Source organism: Streptomyces liliifuscus, from assembly GCF_016598615.1.
Taxonomy (GTDB): Bacteria; Actinomycetota; Actinomycetes; order Streptomycetales; family Streptomycetaceae; genus Streptomyces; species Streptomyces liliifuscus.
Window position 1 is genome coordinate 7,587,933 of record NZ_CP066831.1, and the last position, 18,968, is coordinate 7,606,900.

Sequence of the window (18,968 nt, forward strand, 5' to 3'; positions counted from 1 at the left end):
GTGGCACGGGTGACGTTGCCCTGAGGGCGCGGTCAGGCCGCAGGCACCGGGTCGGCGCTGCCGGAGGCTGTGGTCGATGGCGAGCGCACTGCTCGTGATGCCCAGGTGGCAGGAAGAACAGCGCCAGGCGTCGGCGCGCGCGGAAACCCTTTGGTTTCACGGGGCAGTTGGTGCTGGAAGGGCCTCTGTGCCGCAATGGACTGCCCCACTCGGCACAACCTTGCGGAAGGCCGTCGGTCTGAAAAGGCATACACACGTCCGCGAGCTGCCGGGGGTGGTCGTGCGACGAATAGGTATTGCACTGGCCGCGACAATGCTGGCGGGTGGCGGCCTGTTGACTGGCACCGTTCCGGCGGTGGCCGCGCCGACAGCCGTGGACTGTGCCGTGACGTGGGGGAGCCTGGACAAGACCGGTGACTCCGTTACCTCCAGGCGATTGACCGACGTGCGGACCGGACAGCACGAGTGCTTCGACCGGCTGGTCTTCGACGCCGAGGGCACGGCGGCCGACTCGATTGGTTACACGGTCCGCTACGTCGACGTGCTGCACCAAGACCCGAGCGACGTCGTGGTTCCGATCAAGGGCGGAGTCATTCTGGAGATCTCGCTGTTCTCCCCGCGCTACGACCCGGCGACCGGTCAGCCCTACCCGCCGCTTCCGTCAGTCAATGTCACCGGGTACCGGACCTTCCGGGAGTTCAAGGTCACGGGTGGCTCCGAGGGATACACCCAGGCCGGACTGGGCGTCCGCGCCCGGCTGCCGTTCCGCGTCTCCCAGACGGCCAACCATCTCGTAGTGGACGTGGCTCACACCTGGTGACCCCGTACGGCCTCGGGGCGCGTCTTACGTAGCCATCAAGGCAGCCAAACAAGCGCAATCACTGCACGTTTATGCAGGTCACAGCGCTGCGGTGACAGTCCCCGGCGTACAGCCCGACTCGTCTGCCGCTATCAGCGGCTTTGCCTTGGGAAGGGCCTCTGATCTGCGCCGGAGGCTCTTTCTGGTCTTTCGGAGGCTTGCCGGGTTAGGCGACGAAGAGTCCCTCGGAAGTCCCTCAGACAGCGCTGAAAGTCCCTGAAAAGTCCCTGGGCGGAGGGACGGATGGCGCCTCTGAGCTGGTTCGGGTCGATGGGATCACGCGGTCGCTCTACCCCGCAGCCTTGCAACTGCCGTGAGAAGAGGTGATCTGCGGTGGACTGTTCGTGGTCTGGGGCCGGTGCACCTCGTAATGCGTAGGTCGGGTTCGAAGCCTGAAGGCCCCTCCATGAAGGCCCAGGTCAGACCTTCATTGCCCTGGGCCTATTGCCTTTCGTGGACGAGTCTCGCTGTCTCTGACCGGGCCGAGGGCCACCGCTGGGGGGAGTTGGTGGATAACCAATGGACAAGCGTGTAACGGGCGTGCAGAGCCGTGGACGAGCGCACTCACGAGAACCGGCCTGTCGCGCCGGAGGCAATGGACGGCTGTGGGTCTGTGTCTCTCGGGCTGTCGACAGCAACGCTGTCGGGGGAGTTCCACAGATCGGGCGGGTCGAGCCAGCGACTGGTGAAGAATCAGCCGGGTGGACAACGAGATTCAGCTGATCAGCGACGGTGACGGATTGACGGTCATCGGGAGTGAGACGGATGTCGAACGCTTCCTCGTCTCGGAGGGACTGTCGTCGAAGGGCCTCGGATTGCGATGGCTCAAGTCCGTCGCCGGTACCGGGGCTGTGGTCGCGCAGGCAGGTTCGGACATTGCCGCCGAATCGGCTTGCTGGGTGAAGCTGACCCGGGAGTCGGCACAGGTCGTCAAGAAGTACGGGCTGAGGGAAAGCTCGAAGACGGGTCTCAGCACCGGTGTGGTGAAGGGACCCAAAGGCCAGGCCAGGGGTTTCGTCGAATTCGCGAGCGGGCCCCGATCGCTTCTGGGTAACCCGGCGGTTCTCGCTCATGCTGCGGGGATCATGGCGCAGCTCGCGATGCAGCAGACCATGGACGAGATCACCGACTATCTCGCCACGATCGACGAGAAGGTGGAGGACGTGCTCCGCGCTCAGGAGGACGCCGCGTTGTCGGACATGGTCGGAGCGGAGCTCGTGATCGAGGAGGCCATGACCATCCGGGAGCAGGTGGGCCGGGTTTCCAAGATCACGTGGTCGAAGGCGCAGGCCACGCCGGGGGCGATTGCGGCGACCCAGGTGTACGCGTTGCGTCGACTCGACGCACTCGCGGAGAAGATGGAGAGCAAGGCCAAGATCGGTGATCTCGCCGAGGCGGCCAAGGAAGCCGAGTCCAAGGCTCAGGAGTGGTTCGCTGTTCTGGCTCGTTGCTTCCAGCTGCAGGACGCGATCGCCGTGCTCGAACTCGACCGGGTGCTGGACGCGGCTCCGGAGGAGCTGGACCGGCACCGCCTCGGAATTCGGATTGCTCGGCAGAATCGGCTGGATCTCATCTCACGGAGCACCGAGCGTCTGGTGGCCCGGATGAATGCGGCTGCCGGAGCGGCCAACGCAAAGGTGCTGCTGCACCCGACCAAGTCCCCGGCTGTGGTCCAGTCGAGCAACCATGTCGTGACCGGCGTCCATGACTTTCACGGGCGGCTCGGGATCGAGTCCGGTCGCCGGTCGTCGGAGACGAGGCGATGGGCGGCCGCAGCGGCGGAGGTGAGGGACAAGGCGCTTGAGACAGGAGCGAAGGGCGTCGGTGCCGCCAGAAGCCTCGGCAACGCGACCCTCGGCCGGGCCAGCTCGGTAAAGGGCAAGCTCTCCAGCGGGATCGCCGAGCGAGCGCGCCGTCGGCGCGGGGACGAGGAAGAAGCTGAGTGAGCGCCGACCGTCAGCCACGTGCGCAGCTCGACTACACCCTCAACTGCGCAGCGCCGCAATACCGGGGAGGAACGGTCGTCAATGTTTTCCGCTTCGGTGCCGGCGTCGGGGACTTCACCCTTGACGTCCAAGGAGGAGAGCGTCCAGTTCCTCAACGGCCTGGGCGGAATCTGCCCGCCTCGCCAAGGCCCCGCCCGCCCAGGAGGTCGGCAGGTTCCTTGTGCTTCAAGCCGACCACGACAATGCCGTGGAGCCCACTGTCGTGGAGAGTCGGACGGAGGGGGAATCCTCCTGCAGCAGTCCGGAGCCATGATTAACGCGGACTTACAAAAGGAACATCCGTCGTGCTCGCCGACTCGTTGCGTTGCATGCGGAAGGAGGGGGAGAGCGAGGATGTCGAAGCGCACTCGACGCGCAGTTGTGCTCGCTGCTGAACAGCGCGCGGTCGACCACGCGTACTTCTGTCTGGAGCGGGCTCGGCAGGTGGCGTCGGAGTTGAGCGGCCTTGACGCCGCGGCCAGCGGCAAGGACTCCATCGACGCCCGGCGGACCTGGGAGCGGGAGTTGGCGTCCCTCGACATCGCAGGTAAGTCTCTCGTCTTCATGAGGGCTGATGTCGACGAGGGCGAGGGCCGCGAGACGTTCTACGTGGGGCGCCGCCTGGTGCGCGACCAGCAACTGAATCCCGTTGTGGTCTCCTGGAGTTCGCAGGCCGCGGTGAACTGGCGGCTGACCAGCGAGGGTGATCCGGGACAGGTGCTTCTGTTGCGTCAGATCATCTGTGATCAGCAGGTGGTCAAGCGCTATCTCGATCTCCACGGATCGGTAGCGGAACCACCGGTAGGACCAGCAATTCCGGCGGCGCCGGGTGCAACTGCCACGCCGGACACGGCGGCCGAGGAACCGGCGTGGCGTGATCCGCTCCTTGAGGAGATGGACCGTGCGCGCGACGGCTCGATGCACGACATCGTTGAGACCATCCAGCGGGAACAGCTCCGGCTCGTGGCGGAGGAACCTGCGGGCGTGCTCGTGATCCAGGGCGGTCCGGGCACGGGCAAGACGGCGGTGGGCCTGCACCGCATTACCTGGCTGCTGGACAACAAGCACCGGACAGCCAGGGAAATCCTCGTCATCGGCCCCAACCGGGGATTCCTCGACTACGTGGGCGTCACCCTGTCCGAACTCGGCAGCGACGACGTGTCGATGCTTGAACTGCCCGCGCTCTGGTCAGCGGCCGCGTCGCCCCGAGATCCCCGTCCGGTCGCCGCGGTGAAGGCTGATCCGAGGATGGCTGAGGTGCTGCGTAGGGCCGTCGACCGTGAGACGACGAGTTCGGCGGAACGGTTGACCGCACTCGTGGGTGGGCCGGTCTTCACTTTCGAGTTGAACCGCCGCGAAGTCGTCGTCCCCGTGGAGGAGATAGCGGGGATCGCTGGTGCGGCGCTGGCCGGCGACAGCCCATACCAGGTGCGCCGGGAGCGGTGCGTACAGTGGATCACGCAACACCTGACCGAAGTCTACGTCGGGCTGTTGCCCGGCCCCGCCGACATCGACTACCTGGCCGAGACGGCAAGGGCACGCCCCGTCGTACGCCTCCTCAAGCGGATCTGCCCCAGCCTTGCAGCCCAGGACGTGCTGCGTGGCCTGTTCTCCGGCGTGGCCACCCTCAGCCGGGCCGCCGAGGGCATTCTGTCGGCCGCCGAACAGGACCTGCTCACCGCACCCCGCCCGGGGGCCGGTCCAGGTAGCCGTACGACGCGCTCGCAGACCGAGCCGAGCCGCGAAGACCTAGTCCTTCTCGATGAGTTGGAGTACGTACTGGGCGGACGCCCCCAGAAGGTGTACAGGCACCTGGTCGTCGACGAAGCACAGGATGTCACGCCGATGGAGGCCAGAGCCCTGGCACGTCGCTGCCCCAGCGGTTCGATGACAGTGCTCGGGGACCTTGCACAGTCGACCGGGCCCTACCCCCACCAGGACTGGGACGGGTTCGGGAAGGTGCTCGCTGGCCGGGACGGATGGCGGATCACCCAGTTGCTCACGGGGTTCCGCGTACCGGGAGAGGTCATGGCCTTCGTGGCCCGGCTGGGGGAGCACTGCGCGCCCGGCGTGGCAGTGCCCGACTCGGTGCGCGACACGGGTACGGACGTCGCTGTGGTCCAAGGGGCAGAGGCGGGCACTCTGGCCGCCGCGGCCGTGGCACGGCTACGGGCGAGCGCGGCTAACGGAGCGGATGAACGCTCGATCGGCGTGATCGTGCCGCCGGGCGGCACGTGGGCCAGCGACATGGTGCGCGCGCTCGGTCCGGAGAGTCTCGGGAGCCTTGCCGTCCTCACCCCGGCTGAGGCGAAGGGACTTGAATTCGACCACGTCGTCGTGGTGGAACCTGCTGCGATCGTCGCAGGCGAGTCCGTGGGGCTGAGGCACCTGTACGTCGCGCTGACGCGGTGTACCCAGTCGCTGACCGTCGTCCACACTCTTCCCCTGCCCCCGCAGATCGGCGGCTCGGACCGGCTTCCCGCGAGCGCTCCCTCCCCGCGTGACGCGGAAGGCTCTGCCGCGGATCCGGGGGTGAGCCTGTGCAGCCGGTACTTCGCTGACGGATCTTCGTGCACCCATTCCACTCACCAAGCCGATAAGTGGTGCAGGACGGCCCCCTGCGGGGGCTTCCGTACCGCTGAACCGGTGGTCGTGGCCCAGCCCCGGCGCCTTGCTCCACTCTCGGGTGCGCGGGACCAGGGCCGTCTCAGCCTCGGCGCGCGGCAGCGTGCCGCCGTGCGGGTCAGCTCGGGGGCGTGCGGGGCCTTCGTCGCACGGCACCGGGGCGGCCTGCGCGAAGCGGCGGTGGAATTGCACGCCATGCTGGTCCCGTTCGTCGAGCGGGCCCGGCACCTGCGCGCCGCAGACGGCACCTGGGTGCTGGACCTCGCGGGATTCCGCATCGTGCTCAGTCCCGAGGCGGACACGATCACGGGCTACGACGCGGCGCACGCGGAGCGGAGCTTCGCGCAGTTCGAGGCGGGCGTCGCGTCCCGGGTGGGCAAAGATGCCCGGGCCACGCGGAGATCGGTGCTGACCGCAGCGGTGCGGGAGAGCGGACCGCCGCTCGATGGCGAGGAACTGGTTCGCCTGCTCGATGCCGAAGCGGTGCACGCCACCGCCTCGGCCTGCGCCGGATACGAGCGGGCGGGACAGATCCGCGGTATGGCCGATGAAGCCTTCGTACGTGCGATGCGTGGAGCGCTTGCCGATGACCTGCGAACCGCGGACATCGAGTTGCTCGAGACCTGTGTCATCGTCGAAGGCAGCCGCTTCCAGTGGCGGCTCTCGGCCGACGGCCGCTCCCTGTTTGCCGTGTGTGAACCCGGTACGGACTACCGCAGACCGCCAGCCTTCCACGACTCCCTCCCCGAGCCCCGAAGGGCGACCATGTTCACCACCGACCCGGCACCCCAACTCGTCGAAGATGAGCAGGCGGAGGAGGAGCGGCCGGCCGAGGTGAGCCGCGGGCTGGAACGCCTGGTGGCCGCTCGCACGGTGGCGTCGCGGGCGGACCGGTCCCACGAAGCACTCCGGCACCGCCTGCTCGCCGACCTCTACGAAAGCGCGCCGGAGGTCGGGGAAAGCACCTTCGTGGACGCCTGGTGCACGCGGGCTGACGGCACCGTGCTGTTCGACGTACTGGGCAGTGAGGAATGCACGTACCCATCCATCCGGGAGTCGGTGCTCCACCTCATGGAGGTGTCCCATCTGCGTACGGAGGGCCAGGCGGAGTTCCTCGTCATCGTGTTGGGCGGCGAACCTGCGGAGCCATGGATGGCCGACGCGGTCGATGGTGCCTTCAGTGTGCTCCTCGCCTGGCGCGCCCACGGGACCTGGGCGGGGCCCGGCGCGCGGCACATCGTCTCCTAGCGGGGACCCTCCCGCCACCGCGAGAAGACCTGTCAAAATACGACGCAGGTTTCGAACGCGGGAGACAAGCGGGGGCGGATGGGGAACGAGGACGCTTCGGCCGATCGGCTCGGAGGCGGATTCGGCGTGGGGGAACCGCCGGTTACGGAGTCGATGACGCGCGCTGAGATGGTCGAGGCGTGGCGGGAGCGGCGGTCCGCCCGCCGCTCCGCCGCGATCACCGGTCCCGGGGGCGTGGTCGACGGATTCGCGTTGCGCAAGTGGCGCAGGGCCGGGGTCTTCGGTGCGGAGGCGGTGGCGCGTGTCGAGGACGTGCTGCGGGGGCTGTTGGCATCCATGGATGCCGAGGACGAAACGCTGCGGTGGGGCGCCGACACCATTCGTGCGTGTCTGGACGGACAGCCGACACCTCAACTTCTTCCCGCCGTCAAGGCACTGCTCGAAGCCGCCGAACCGGGCAGTCGGACCGTCGCGCAGACGGCCGCCGTGCTCTCCGCAGTGCACGAGGCCGGCCTCCCCTGGCTTTCCCCGGCCGGTGAGCACCGCCTCGCGATCATCGCGGGCGCGGACCCGGCGGCCGGCCTTGGCACGGACGACCTGCCTCGCGGGGCCGAGGAAGACCCTACTGGGGCCTTCGCGCTTCAGCAGGCCCTCGCTCGGAGGAACCTGGACGAACTGACTACGCACCACCTAGGGGCAATTGCCCCCTGGGCACCCCTCGGCGTCATCGACGACCTCATCGAGGCAGGCGTACTGGACCGCGACCATAAGCCGTGGACCTTGCGGGCGGATGCCAGCGAACAAAACTACCTGCTCGCCAGGCTCGCACCAGAGAAGACAGACGCCGCCCTCGCCTGCTCGCTCGGCTGGGACGAGCCCGGCGAGCGGGAGGCATTCCTGGCCGGCGAGCCGGTCCAACCCGTACCGGGCAGCCTCTACGACCTGCTCCTGCGCGTCACGGATGGTGAGACGGACGTCCTCAAGGAACTTGAGGAGCTACTGCCTCGCGAGCTGGTGCTTCGCCTGCGTAAGGTGCGGGATGGCGCCAGGACGGGCTCCTGGGACCCGGACATCCCCGCCGACCGTGGGCTGTGGCGGCTGATGTGTTCACTGTGGGAGCCGAGGGCTGCGGTAAATCCGGCGCGCGGACCGTTCTACGCCCTCGTGGCGCTGCGACACGCCTACGACCTCATTTGCCAGGGCGAGAGAAAGAAAGCACAGGCACAGGTCGAAAAGCTCGTCGATCACGATGACGCGCCCGCCGAGCACGCGGCTGAGGCATGGAACATGTTCGCCTACCTTGCCCTGCTGCAAGACGATCTCGACCTCGCCTACGTCTCGCTGGCGCGCGTCGCCCGAACCGACCGGCGGGTCGAGGGGAACCTGGCTCTGCTGGAGCGCCGGCGGAGGACCAAGCGCAACGATCGGGATCAGCCCGCCAATCCGTATCTGGAGCTGGGGCTGCCGCACAAGAGTGAGCAGTGGAAGCACCAGTGGCGCGAGCGCAGGAGGGCCGACCGGGATGACCTCGACCTGGCTGCGCAGGCCAACTGGGCGAAGCGCCGGATTGAGCAGGCCGAGCGGACCGAGGACTGGTCCGACTTCTTCGTACTGCCGCTGGATCCCGCGGCCCTGCGGCTACCCACGGTGAGGCCGAGGTCCCTGACGCCGCGGACCGCCGCGATGCCGCGCCGGACCACTCATGGGGCCGCCGCGGACCTCGCAACGGTACGTGACCGCGCGATGGCCGACCTTCTACCCACTCTGCTGACTGCGCCCCGGCGCCCCGATCACGACCACAGGACGACTTCATGAGCAGCAAGCCGGCAGGCCGCAAGAACAACCCGAGCACGGCCGAGCAGGCCAAGAAGCCCACGGGGCACATCCGCCGCAAGGAGAACCGGGAGTTCGCGGCGGACATGAAGCTGCGCACGCTCAGGCCGGAGGAGCTCCTTCACCCGGCGCAGCTCCTCGCCCGTTTCGCCGAACGGGCCGCGGAGCTTATCGCTCAGCTTCCGCAAGACGTCCGTCCGACCCCCGCCACGGTCAACGCGGCGCTGAGGCAGGGCGTGTTGGAGGCATTTAGGACGCGGGACGAGCACATTGCGCGGTTGGTCGAGACCGACCTCCTCGCCAGCACTCCCGAGCAGGGTGCGAAGGCCATCCGCCGGGCGGTGCGCGCATCGCTCGTCGACATGGGGGTCCGCGTGGTCGAAGAGGCCGACGAGCAGGAGCTCTTCGTCGTCGTCGAGGGCGAAGGCGAGGGCTTCGAGCTGGTCCGGCCGGCCTATGTGGACCAGGCGACGGACAAGTTGCTGCTCGCCGGCCAACTACGCCGCATCCCAACCTCGAGGATCCTGCCGGAGCATGACGGGACCAGTGCGGTGGATGTGCGCGGAGATGATGCCAAGTGACCTCGACAGGAATCGACTTCGGTACGACGAACTCCGTCGTGGCCCAGTGGCAGGGCGACGACGCCGAGGTGCTGCCGCTCGATGCGCACCACATCGACGCCGACTGGCGGCGGCCGGGGTTCGAGCAGCTCTTCCCCTCGGTCGTGGGTGTCAGCTCGCTTCGGCGCGGCCCTCTGTTCGGCTGGGAGGCCAAGCTCCGCTCCGAGGAGGCGGCCGAAGCCTGCAAGCGGCTCCTCAAGAGCGACGAGTACGTGACCATTCAGGACAGGCGCTTCGCGGCGACAACCGTCGCGGCGGGTGTCTTCACCGCCATGCGCGACGGCGCCCAGCACAACCTCACCGACATCGATCGCGCCGTCATCACTGTGCCCGCCAATGCGACGGGCGCCGCCCGGTACCGGACCAGGGCAGCGGCACGGTTCGCCGGCATTGAGGTCCAGGCCCTGCTCAACGAACCGACGGCGGCCGCTATCTCGTACGTTCACGACTTTCGCGAGGACTCCCAGATCCTGGTCTTCGACTGGGGCGGCGGCACCATCGACGTAACCGTGCTCGACTACTCGGACGGGTTCTTCGAGGAGCGCGCGTCCCGTGGAGTGACGGAGCTCGGCGGTCTGGAGATCGACCGGCGGTTGCGTGAACTCGTCCTCGAACGAGCGCCCGCGCGCAGGGCCTGGACTCCGGCACAGGAGCGGCAGTTCCGCCTGGACGTGGAGCGGAACAAGATCCTGCTCTCCTCCCAGCCGTTCGTCACGGTGATCACCCCTGACGGTATCGGCGTCAAGATCCACCAGAGTGAGCTGGAGGAGGCCATCGGCGACCTCGTCGACCGCGCCCTTGGACCTGTGGAGCAGTGCCTGAAGGACTTGCACATGGCCCCGCTCGACGTGGACGAGATCCTCATGATCGGCGGTACGAGCCAGATTCCCAACGTACGGGCCGCCGTCGCCGAAGCACTCCAGATGGAGCCCGTGCCCACCGAGCTGTGCGACCCGATGACAGCGGTCGCGCGTGGCGCGTCGATCGCGGCGGCGGTGCTCGCCGGTGAGACCGAGGGAGTGATCCAGGTCGCCACCAGCCATGCGCTCGGCACGATGGTCAAGGACCCCTCGGGGCGCAAGCGGTTCAGCCAGATCATCCCCAGGAACTCGCCGCTGCCCTGGAAGGAGCGTAAGAGCTACACGCCGCACCAGGACCACGCGCGGCAGCTGTCCGTGGAGATCTGGGAGGGCGATCCGGACAAGGAGCTCGCGCACCGCGATAACGTGCAGCTCACCGAGCTCACCCTCAAGTACCCCACGCCGCGGGTCCGTGACGAGTCCCGCTTCGACCTGGAGTACACGTATGACTCCAATGGTCTGCTCCACGTCAAGGCCACCTTGGAGCACACGGGTGAGGTTGTGGTCGACCAAGAAGTCGAGAGCTTCGGTTCGGGTGGCCCCACGCCCGAGGTCCGTGAGGAGCTGAACCGCCTGCTGAAGGGCAACTCGAATCCGGACCCCCTCAGATCGACCGCGTCGGCCACGGGCACCCACCCCGTTCCCGCGCCTCCGAAGGCACGGCCGGTGACGCTCGACGGCGGCCCGCACACCCTGGTCGTCGACGGCTCCAACCTCGCCTGGATCGGTCATTCACCGGTCCGCCCGGGGGTCTACGAAGACGACGATCACCCGAGTTTCTCTCAACTACAGGCCGCGCGGGCGGCGCTGGCCAAGAAATACCCCGAGGCCGACATTCATGTCGTGGTCGACGCCAGCTTCCGGCACAAGGTCGCGGACGCGGAACGTGAAGCCGTGGCGGCCGCCCTCAGTAAGGGAGACATCATCCAGCCGCCAGCCGGTACCGAGGGCAAGGGCGACGCCCTCGTGGCGGTCATCGCGGACGACTCAGGCGCGATGGTCGTGACGAACGACAACTTCGCGGAGCTGCAAGGCCGTTATCCGTGGCTTCGGGAGAAGGGCCGGGTTCTGGGCGCCACCTGTTCCAAAGGGGTCTGGTTCTTCACTGAACGTATCTGCGTGGCGCCGCGAGGGCGGGGGTAAGAGAGAACCTCCGGTTTCCCATGTTTTCCCTGAACCACAGCCCGTTTGAACAGCTTCCGGAGGTCGACCTGACGTTGACTGCTCCCGGTCGAGACCGAGCGGTGCTCCGTCTCACTCTCACTGAGGCGGAGCAATTTCGGGAGCGCCTCAGCGAGTTGATCGGGTCTGCGTAGACCTGTGCCACTCGGGACCTCCTGCCAGTCCACGAACTGCTCAGTCGCATGGGTGCCCATGTGGTCGAGGACTCCCGTCTCAATCCGAGCTCTCCCGGTTACGTCCTCAGAGACATCGCTCCCGGCGGCCTGGTGCGAGTGGTGGTGCCCGGCGGACTGGTTCGGTTGCCCCCGGCGACCAGAGTCATTGTCTGCGAAAACCCCTCTGTCCTGGAGGCCGCCACCGATGAACTGATCCCGGACTGCCCCGCGTTGATCTGCACGGACGGTATGCCCTCGAATACCGCTCTCGATCTGGTGGCGGGACTGGCGGCCGCCACGGACGAGATCACCGTCCGGGCCGACATCGACGACGCCGGGTTTGTCGTGGTCGACCAACTTCTGACCGCCGCACCGGCCGCGACGACCTGGCGGTACGACGTGGGAACGTACCTCGGCCACCTCGGCATGACGATCACTGGACATCAGAGCGTGGGCATGGACACACTCCGCGATCTCTACGAGGAACATCGCGTCTCGATCCACGAGGTGGCCCTGCTCACCACTCTGATCGATGACCTGTCACATCCGCGGAGCTGGTGAACGCGGCAGTCCGGCAGCGCGGATTCCCGGCTCAGGCAGCCTGGCAGCCGTCTTCCGGCGCGTCCTCCAGCGGGATGCCGACGACCTCCACCTGCACTCCGTACGCCTGGAGTGTGCGGGCCGCGTGAGCGAGGGCGACCTGCGCGAACGGGTAGAGCGTGTCGGTGGTGAGCTCGGCGTGGCCCTTGAGCAGGATCGCGTAGACGACCCGCTCCGGGAGGAAACCTTCCGGCAGTCGACGTCCGCCCAGGACTGCCACCCGGTCGGCGAACCCGGCTCGGGCCTCCGGCTGGTTCAGCAGGGCTTCGACGGCCACGACACCCTGGCTGAACAGATGGCTGAGCGCACCCGAACCGCTGGCCTGCTTGACCATCACCAGCGTGTTGTCGGGCGCGAGGAGGTCGCAGATCTCCACGCCGCGCTGCCGGTGGAGCGGGGTCTGGACCAGCTTTCGGTCCAGACAGATGAAGCCGTCCCGGGTGCGCTGAACGCTCTTGTTGTACGTCTCTTCGTCGTCACCGGCGTGCCAGGCCGGCAGATCCACCGACGGTGTGGGGGTGATCAGCCGCTCGATCCTGGTGGCGAGGCCCGCGAGGTATGCCTGGTCGAACTCATGCCACTCGCCCTCCGTGAGGACGAACCGGCGTCCGTCCGCCCGGAACAGGTCCGCCTCGACCCAGCGCTGCAGCGGTTCGGTGCCAATGACGTCGGCCGGTCTCGCTCGGCGGTCCCGGTAGAGGGTCACCTGGGCCTCGCGGAGCGCAGTGACCCGGCGTCCGGGCCGGTGGAACCGCAGTCTTCCCCGCACGTAGTCGAGCTCGAACGTGTCACTCGTCCACTCCTCGCCGGAGCCGAAACGGATCCCGACGGCACGAGCCCGCCCGAAGTCCGCCAGGCAGTCGGCAGGGACGGTCGCGGCGATGCGGGCTCCGTCGACGGTGCCGAGGGCGTGGTCGAGGGCGGCGTCGAGCAGCGAGACGGTCTCCGCGTCCTGCAGCTGCACCACCGACTCGATGAACTCCAGCTGAGGATGCGGCAGTTCCTCCTGGGACACCCTGGCGATCGTACGGATGTCGCTGATCAGCGACGCCGCGTTCGCGCCGTATGGCAGCCGCAGGCCGCAGCCGCCCTCGATGCTGCGCACCCGGCCGCCGCCGGCGCGCTCGACCGTCAGTTCAGGCCGGGCGAGACGGCCGCCCATGCGCTGGACCAGCTTCGTGTACGTGTCCAGGCCCAGCGTCCCGATCGGCGCGCCGCCGGGCATCACGGCAATGTCGGTCCGGCCCTGGCCCGGGGTGCGGGCCACGGCGGCGCGGATGTCGTCCGGGTCGATGCTGCGGACCGCGAAACGCAGCCCGAACCGCCGGTCCTTGAGCGGTGCCGGCACGAGCCGGAAGCCGTCGCCGTAAGCGAGGGCGTACACCTGGCCGTCGACCCCCAGCAGCACCAGGCCTGCGCCCCTCAGGGACGGGTGGATCACCGGCCACTCGGTGAGTCGGGCGAAGTCCGCGCACCAGCTGGCCTCGTCCTTGGTGAAGCGGCCGTGCAGGGCGATGGCCGGGACGCCGAAGTGGTCGAGCGCCCGGAACTCGGCGCCGATCTCGTCGAGGCGGCCGGCCTGGATGCTGTCGAACATGCCCTCCAGGGTCGGCTCGACGCCGACGAGCCGGTAGAGGGTGCGGGTGGAGGTCGGGACGAGAGAGAGCCGGGACATGGGCGTGTTGCTCCTGCGAGGTCTGGTCGTGCCGAAGACGGTGAAGTCCGAGGTGCTTCGGGACGGAGTGCGCCGATGCCGATCGACGGCGCGGGGCGGCGGGAACCCGTCGGGGACCGCACGCGCTGAAACCAGGGGTGACAAGGTGCCGGCTGCCTGACCCACTCGCCGACGGCGACGGTGAAGCAGGGCCGGTGCTTCACCATAACCACACTCGGCCTAATGGCGCAAATTATTGGGAGAGTTTGGAGCTTGAAGCGTCGGGTGGGAGACGGATAGCCTGTCCCGTATGACTGAGTCACTGGAAGAGCTGGAAGCGCGCATGACGGAGTACCGTGCCGCCATCAGCGTTGCCAAGCGTCGCGGCGACAACGTCACCGCCGGACAGCTGCGCGCTGAACTGCGCGCGATCGTGCAGGAGTACGGCCGTCGTCTCGACGAGATGGACGACGAACCCGAACCCGAACCCGAGGCGGACGCGCACGAGTCCACCGCGGCGTCGAAAATTGAGGCTTCGAAGGCAACTCCACCGCCCGTACCTCGCCCCGGAGCTGCCTCCGTCCCGATCCGGGAGCAGGCGCACCAGGCGTTGACCATTCTCGACGCCCCCGCGGGCCCGAAGCTGATCGCCGAGACCCATGAGGCGTTCCTGTTCGAGAAGGTGGTCACCACCCGGTTGGGTTCACTCCGGCGGGACGAGGAACGCTCGTTCACCGCCCAGCCGTTCGCCCGCCCCTACTACATCTGCCCCGCCCTCAGTCATGACCGGCTCACCCCCGTCCGAGGGTTGTTGGCGGTGTCCACGTGGCCTCTTGAGCAGCGGATCATCGGACCGTTGGGCCCCCGCGTCGACTTCCTTGTCCATGCTCGGAGCGTCGCCCGGCAGATTGCCCGCATGCAGGCGGCCGGTCATGAACCGACGCTCCCCGCCTGGGCGTTGCTGCGCCGTTTCGCGTTGAACATCCCCGGCGCCTACGAGGGCTACGGCTCGCCCGACCCCGCCCGCGTGAGCCAGGCGGCAGAGGCCGAGGTCGACGTGCACGCGGAGACCGACCAGGCCACCCGGCAGGCTGCCGCCGCCCATGCGCGCGAACGACTCAAAGATCCGGTGCGCATGTTGTTCGGTGCGACCCGCCTGGGTGCCGTCGAAGCGGCCGAGCAACAGTAGCCACCGGTAGCACGCCGATGACGGGGAGTTGCCGGTAAGGTTGTATGGCCACTCCTGCCCCATGCTCCACCTCCATGGCGTCTGCACGAGTGCCGCCAGGCGCCGCAGGACGTTGTGCCCGTACTCCCGCTCAATGGAAGGTCCATGCCGCCAACCTCTCCTCAGGCGCCCGGAAGCATTCGCCTCGACCGGCTGCGTGGCAGTATGGAACGGCAGGACTACTCCGCGCGGAAGATCACCGCCCTGACCGTCAACCCCGGTTGTGAACGGCGAGCAGTCCTTGATGCCGCCGGAATCGACAAGTCCGGCCTGGCCGCGAGACTCGGGCCGACCGCCCCGTTCGGCCAGTCTCCCTTCGCCATCACCCGCCAGCGGGCGTTCGAAGAACAACTCAAGGCGAACGGCTACGCCGAACTGATCACCTTGCTGCGAGCCGAGCTCGAGGTTCCGGTCGCCGAGGCCGCCGTCGCCGACCTCAACACGGTGGGAGAGAACGCCGGTTGGTGGCCACGTGCAGGGGAGACCCGGCGACTTCTCGGCGCGATCGCCGCGGACCATGACGCCCGGGTGATTCTCGACCACCCGGTCCTCACCCTGAACGTCGCGGGCACCAACGCCTACCTCGTTCCGGACGCGGTCAGCCACCGCATAGGCGACCATCTCTACATCGTCGTCATCAAGTCCTTCGCGGCTGTGGACGGGCAGGCCGACGCGGGGAAGGTGGCGGAAGCCGCCAAGCAGGCCGCCGTGTACGTCCTCGCTCTGCGCTCGGTCCTGAGTGGGATCGGTGTGGATCCCACTCTCGTTGCTGAAAAGTTCCTTCTCGTGCTGCCCAAGGATTTCGCGAACCGGCCCTACGGTCGCCTCGTCGACCTGCGCCAGCAACTCGACGCCGTCCGTCACCAGTTGGCCCGCCTCGGCAGGGTCGAGGAACGGGCTGCCACGCTTCCGCCCGAGGCTACGCTCGATCTCTCCACGGACCCTCGCACCGGCCATCCGACGGTCGGCACCGACGAGTTGGTCCACACGGTGGAGGCCCTTCCGCACCTTTACGGCCCGCGCTGCCTCGACATGTGCGAGCTGTCCCGCTACTGCCGGGACGCAGCCCTGCGCGACGGTGACCCCGCGCACCTCGGCAGTGTCGTACGGGACAGCCTTCCCGGCTTGGCGAGTACGGCCGCCGCGTACGCACTCGCCCGTGGGGAGCTCAATCCGTCGGCCGCGCAGGAGGAGGTGGCCGCGCTGCTCGGCGACGCGGTCCGGCTCCGGACTCTCCGTCTCGCCGGAGGCGCGGCATGAGCACCCTTCGTGTGGCGGCGGCGCTGGAGGCGGCTGCCACTGGCCGCGCGGCGCCGGTCACGACCGTGCGCCATGTCCACCTCGCCGACCGGCCGCTGGTCCTCATCCCGCTGAGCCTCGCCGGTGAGGCTTGCGCCCCGCTCGCCGCGATGGTGGGAACGGACCGCGATGCCCCCGTCCTGCTGACGGTGCCGAATCCGAAGGACCGCACCGACCGCTTCCACTTCGCCGCCCGTCTCGCCGGACACGTACTGCCGTACTGCGAGACGTTCGCCACGGACACCGAGTCCTACGAGTACGGCCGTGGCAAGGCGAGGGAGTTACGGGAGCGCTCCACCGACGCCCCGCAGCTGATCGTGCCCAATCGCGCCGGTGTGGGGTTCCTGCGGCTGCTCGGCCGCTCCACACGGTTCCGGCGGACCGAGGGCCCGTACGCGGTGGATCCAGCCGTTCCCCGGCTCGGGCAGTGGCTGAGCTGGTTCACCGACCAGAACGAGTTCCCCACCTCCAGCTTGTGCGTCGGCCTCACCCAGATGCTGACGGCCCACTGGGCCACCGGGCAGAGCCCCACCGAGGACGCACACCTTCCCGCTCTCATGGGCTGGATCGACCCGCCGCCCGACACCGACGGACCGACGGCGGCACGACAAGCTGAAGACCCTTCCCGTTTCCCGCCCGCCGGCCCCACCACCGACCCGGTCTTCGACGGCATGCTCACCGAGCTCTACACGGCGATCGGACAGGCTTCGAGTGAGCGCCGCCGAGCGGCGGCGATACGCCAGTTGGAAGAACAGCTCCGGACTCAACTGCTGCCCACTTGGCGGCTGATGTGGCGCGGCTTGGACCTTCTGGAGGAGCGTTCCGCGGGCCGCAGCGTGGCATCGCGGTGGCAGACGGACAGGGATCGATTCACTGGATTCGCCGCGTACGTGGCGGACGGCGGACTTCCGCAAGGCAGATGGGAGCACGCCTCGGGTGCGGCCCGGAGGCTTGCCCGACTAGAGGACGCCGCCGACCGTTACGCGTCCGAGCGGGCCTTCGACGACCCCCTGGTGATGGCCGAGTACGAGCTGACCGGGGAGGCCGTGGTCGGCGTCGTGACGGTGGCCAACCCCAGCCGTACGGTCGTCAGCTCCTCCGGTAGACGGCTGCTCCGCCCGTCGCTCACGCTCACCGTCCCGCACTCCGGGCGCCTTCGTGTCGGCGACGAGGTGCGAAGTCCTGCCAGGACCGGGCAGAAAGCCGAGGTCCTGGCCATACGCCGGACCGAGGAGGGACCGTACGAGATCGACTTCGAGTTGAGCGGTGGCATGGGACGCTCCCAGCGGCCCCCGCCACCGCCGGGCACCGTACCGGAACTCGGCGATGAGGTCTGTTACACCAGCCTGTCCGTCTTCACGCTGCCGGCCGCCCTCCCGGACGACGCGTCGACGCCCTGGACGCACGGCGGGCCGCCCCAGCCCCACGCACCCACCGACGACGACGCGAACGAGGCATGGGAATGAGTACACCCGGTGAACGCGCCGACACCGCCGTCGCCGGGGTCCTCGCCGACCTCGAACGGCTCGACGGTGATTCCTCCCCCGGCGTCGTGGTGGATTCTCCACCCGGCGCCGGGAAGTCCACCCTGGTCGTGCGGGCGGCCCGTCACCTCGTGGCACGCGGCGAGCCCGTGATGATCGTCGCCCAGACCAACGAGCAGGTCGACGACTTGGCCGAGCGGCTCGTCCGGGACCAACCCGGCCTCACCGTCGGCAGGTTGCTGCGTACCGGAGGCTCGCTGTCCCCGCGACTCGCGGAGCACTCCGGCGCCGTCATCGGTGCCGAACGAGTCACCGGCCTGCGTCCGTTGCCGCCGATCGTCATCGCGACCGCCGCCAAGTGGGCACGGGTCAAGGAGGAGGACGGCCACTGGCCCATCGCCATCGTCGACGAGGCGTACCAGATGCGCTCCGACGCCCTGCTCGCCTGCGCGGGACTCTTCGACAGCGCCCTGTTCGTTGGTGACCCCGGCCAGCTCGACCCGTTCAGCAGTGTCGACACCGACCGCTGGACCGGCCTGACCTGGAACCCTCTGCGCAACGCCGTGGACGTCACCCTGGCGCACAACCCCGGCATGACGCTCCACGAGCTCCCCGTCTCCTGGCGCTTGCCGGCCTCGGCCGCCCCACTGGTCGAGCGGGCCTTCTACCCGTTCACCCGGTTCATCGCCGGCACCGGTCCTGATGACCGGCGTGCGGCAGTGCTGCGCGCCCTCGCACCCGATCCTGTCGACCGCGTCCTCGACCGTGCCGCTGAGACCGGCTGGGGGTATCTCCAACTGCCCGCTCGGCATACCCTGCGCACCGACGGCGAACTGGCCGACGCCCTCGCCGACACAGCCGTACGCCTTCTCTCGCGCGGGTTCCGCACCTACTGCGACCAGGCGCCCCCACCCGAGGGACGGCGTCTTGTTCCCGGCCGCATTGCCATCGGTGTCGCCCACAACGATCAGGCGGAGGCTGTCGGCAGCCGCCTCGCCCTCGCGCCGGAACTCGACGGCATCACCGTGGACACCGCCAACCGCCTCCAGGGTCGGGAATTCGACGTCACTCTCGTCTGGCATCCCTTGTCCGGCCGCGTCGACGCCAGCGCCTTTCACCTGGAGACCGGCCGACTGTGCGTGTTGCTCTCCCGCCACCGCCACGCCTGTGTCGTCGTCGCCCGCGCCGGTATCCCGGACCTTCTAGACCGCCATCCCTCGGCCCAGCCCGTCTACTTGGACGTCCCGCCCAAGTTCCCGGACGGCTGGCGTGCGCACCAGCTCGTCATGGAACACCTCGAACGGTCCGACCATCGTGTGCCGGTCTGAGCCGTCCG

General features: G+C 68.5%; 12 protein-coding genes. 11 read left to right on the plus strand and 1 reads right to left on the minus strand.

Going from position 1 to position 18,968, the window contains the following annotated elements:
- The first annotated feature begins 280 nt into the window (after positions 1 to 280).
- The 7 genes from JEQ17_RS32685 to JEQ17_RS32715 all read left to right on the plus strand — a co-directional run bounded on the left by JEQ17_RS32685 (position 281) and on the right by JEQ17_RS32715 (position 11,928).
- Positions 281 to 820, plus strand: a complete 540-nt coding sequence (locus JEQ17_RS32685) for an AMIN-like domain-containing (lipo)protein (RefSeq protein WP_456115142.1) — start codon at positions 281 to 283, stop codon at positions 818 to 820.
- Positions 821 to 1,560: 740 nt separating this feature from the next.
- Positions 1,561 to 2,805, plus strand: a complete 1,245-nt coding sequence (locus JEQ17_RS32690) for a hypothetical protein (RefSeq protein ID WP_200398601.1) — start codon at positions 1,561 to 1,563, stop codon at positions 2,803 to 2,805.
- A gap of 393 nt (positions 2,806 to 3,198) precedes the next feature.
- On the plus strand, positions 3,199 to 6,717 hold the full coding sequence (locus tag JEQ17_RS32695; RefSeq protein ID WP_200398602.1) for a UvrD-helicase domain-containing protein: 3,519 nt from the start codon (positions 3,199 to 3,201) through the stop codon (positions 6,715 to 6,717).
- A 153-nt stretch (positions 6,718 to 6,870) separates the two neighbouring features.
- Positions 6,871 to 8,532, plus strand: a complete 1,662-nt coding sequence (locus tag JEQ17_RS32700; RefSeq protein WP_200398603.1) for a hypothetical protein — start codon at positions 6,871 to 6,873, stop codon at positions 8,530 to 8,532.
- Positions 8,529 to 9,131 carry a hypothetical protein gene (locus JEQ17_RS32705; protein WP_200398604.1) on the plus strand — a complete coding sequence of 201 codons (603 nt, stop codon included), beginning with the start codon at positions 8,529 to 8,531 and terminating at the stop codon, positions 9,129 to 9,131. Before JEQ17_RS32700 ends, JEQ17_RS32705 begins: the two co-directional genes overlap by 4 nt.
- Positions 9,128 to 11,173, plus strand: a complete 2,046-nt coding sequence (locus JEQ17_RS32710; protein WP_200398605.1) for an Hsp70 family protein — start codon at positions 9,128 to 9,130, stop codon at positions 11,171 to 11,173. The genes JEQ17_RS32705 and JEQ17_RS32710 overlap by 4 nt, the downstream gene beginning before the upstream one ends.
- 221 nt (positions 11,174 to 11,394) lie before the next feature.
- Positions 11,395 to 11,928: a DUF2399 domain-containing protein gene (locus tag JEQ17_RS32715; protein ID WP_200398606.1), complete on the plus strand. Its 534-nt coding sequence runs from the start codon at positions 11,395 to 11,397 to the stop codon at positions 11,926 to 11,928.
- Positions 11,929 to 11,959: 31 nt separating this feature from the next.
- On the opposite strand, the gene JEQ17_RS32720 is transcribed toward JEQ17_RS32715, so the two are convergent.
- Entirely contained in the window at positions 11,960 to 13,642 is a 1,683-nt protein-coding gene (locus tag JEQ17_RS32720) for a DUF6119 family protein (protein WP_200398607.1), read from the minus strand.
- A 289-nt stretch (positions 13,643 to 13,931) separates the two neighbouring features.
- Between JEQ17_RS32720 and JEQ17_RS32725 the strand changes: the two genes are divergently transcribed.
- The 4 genes from JEQ17_RS32725 (at position 13,932) to JEQ17_RS32740 (ending at position 18,960) form a co-directional block, all read left to right on the plus strand.
- Positions 13,932 to 14,810 (plus strand): hypothetical protein, encoded by an 879-nt coding sequence (locus JEQ17_RS32725; protein ID WP_200398608.1) that lies wholly within the window; start codon positions 13,932 to 13,934, stop codon positions 14,808 to 14,810.
- 144 nt (positions 14,811 to 14,954) lie between these two features.
- The gene (locus tag JEQ17_RS32730) at positions 14,955 to 16,109 is read left to right on the plus strand and encodes a hypothetical protein (RefSeq protein ID WP_200398609.1); all 1,155 of its coding nucleotides are present in this window, start codon (positions 14,955 to 14,957) and stop codon (positions 16,107 to 16,109) included.
- A complete protein-coding gene (locus tag JEQ17_RS32735) occupies positions 16,106 to 17,614 on the plus strand; it encodes a hypothetical protein (RefSeq protein ID WP_200398610.1) in 1,509 nt (502 codons plus the stop codon). Before JEQ17_RS32730 ends, JEQ17_RS32735 begins: the two co-directional genes overlap by 4 nt.
- Complete coding sequence (locus JEQ17_RS32740) at positions 17,611 to 18,960, plus strand: AAA domain-containing protein (RefSeq protein WP_200398611.1); 1,350 nt, start codon at positions 17,611 to 17,613, stop codon at positions 18,958 to 18,960. The genes JEQ17_RS32735 and JEQ17_RS32740 overlap by 4 nt, the downstream gene beginning before the upstream one ends.
- Positions 18,961 to 18,968: the final 8 nt, after the last annotated feature.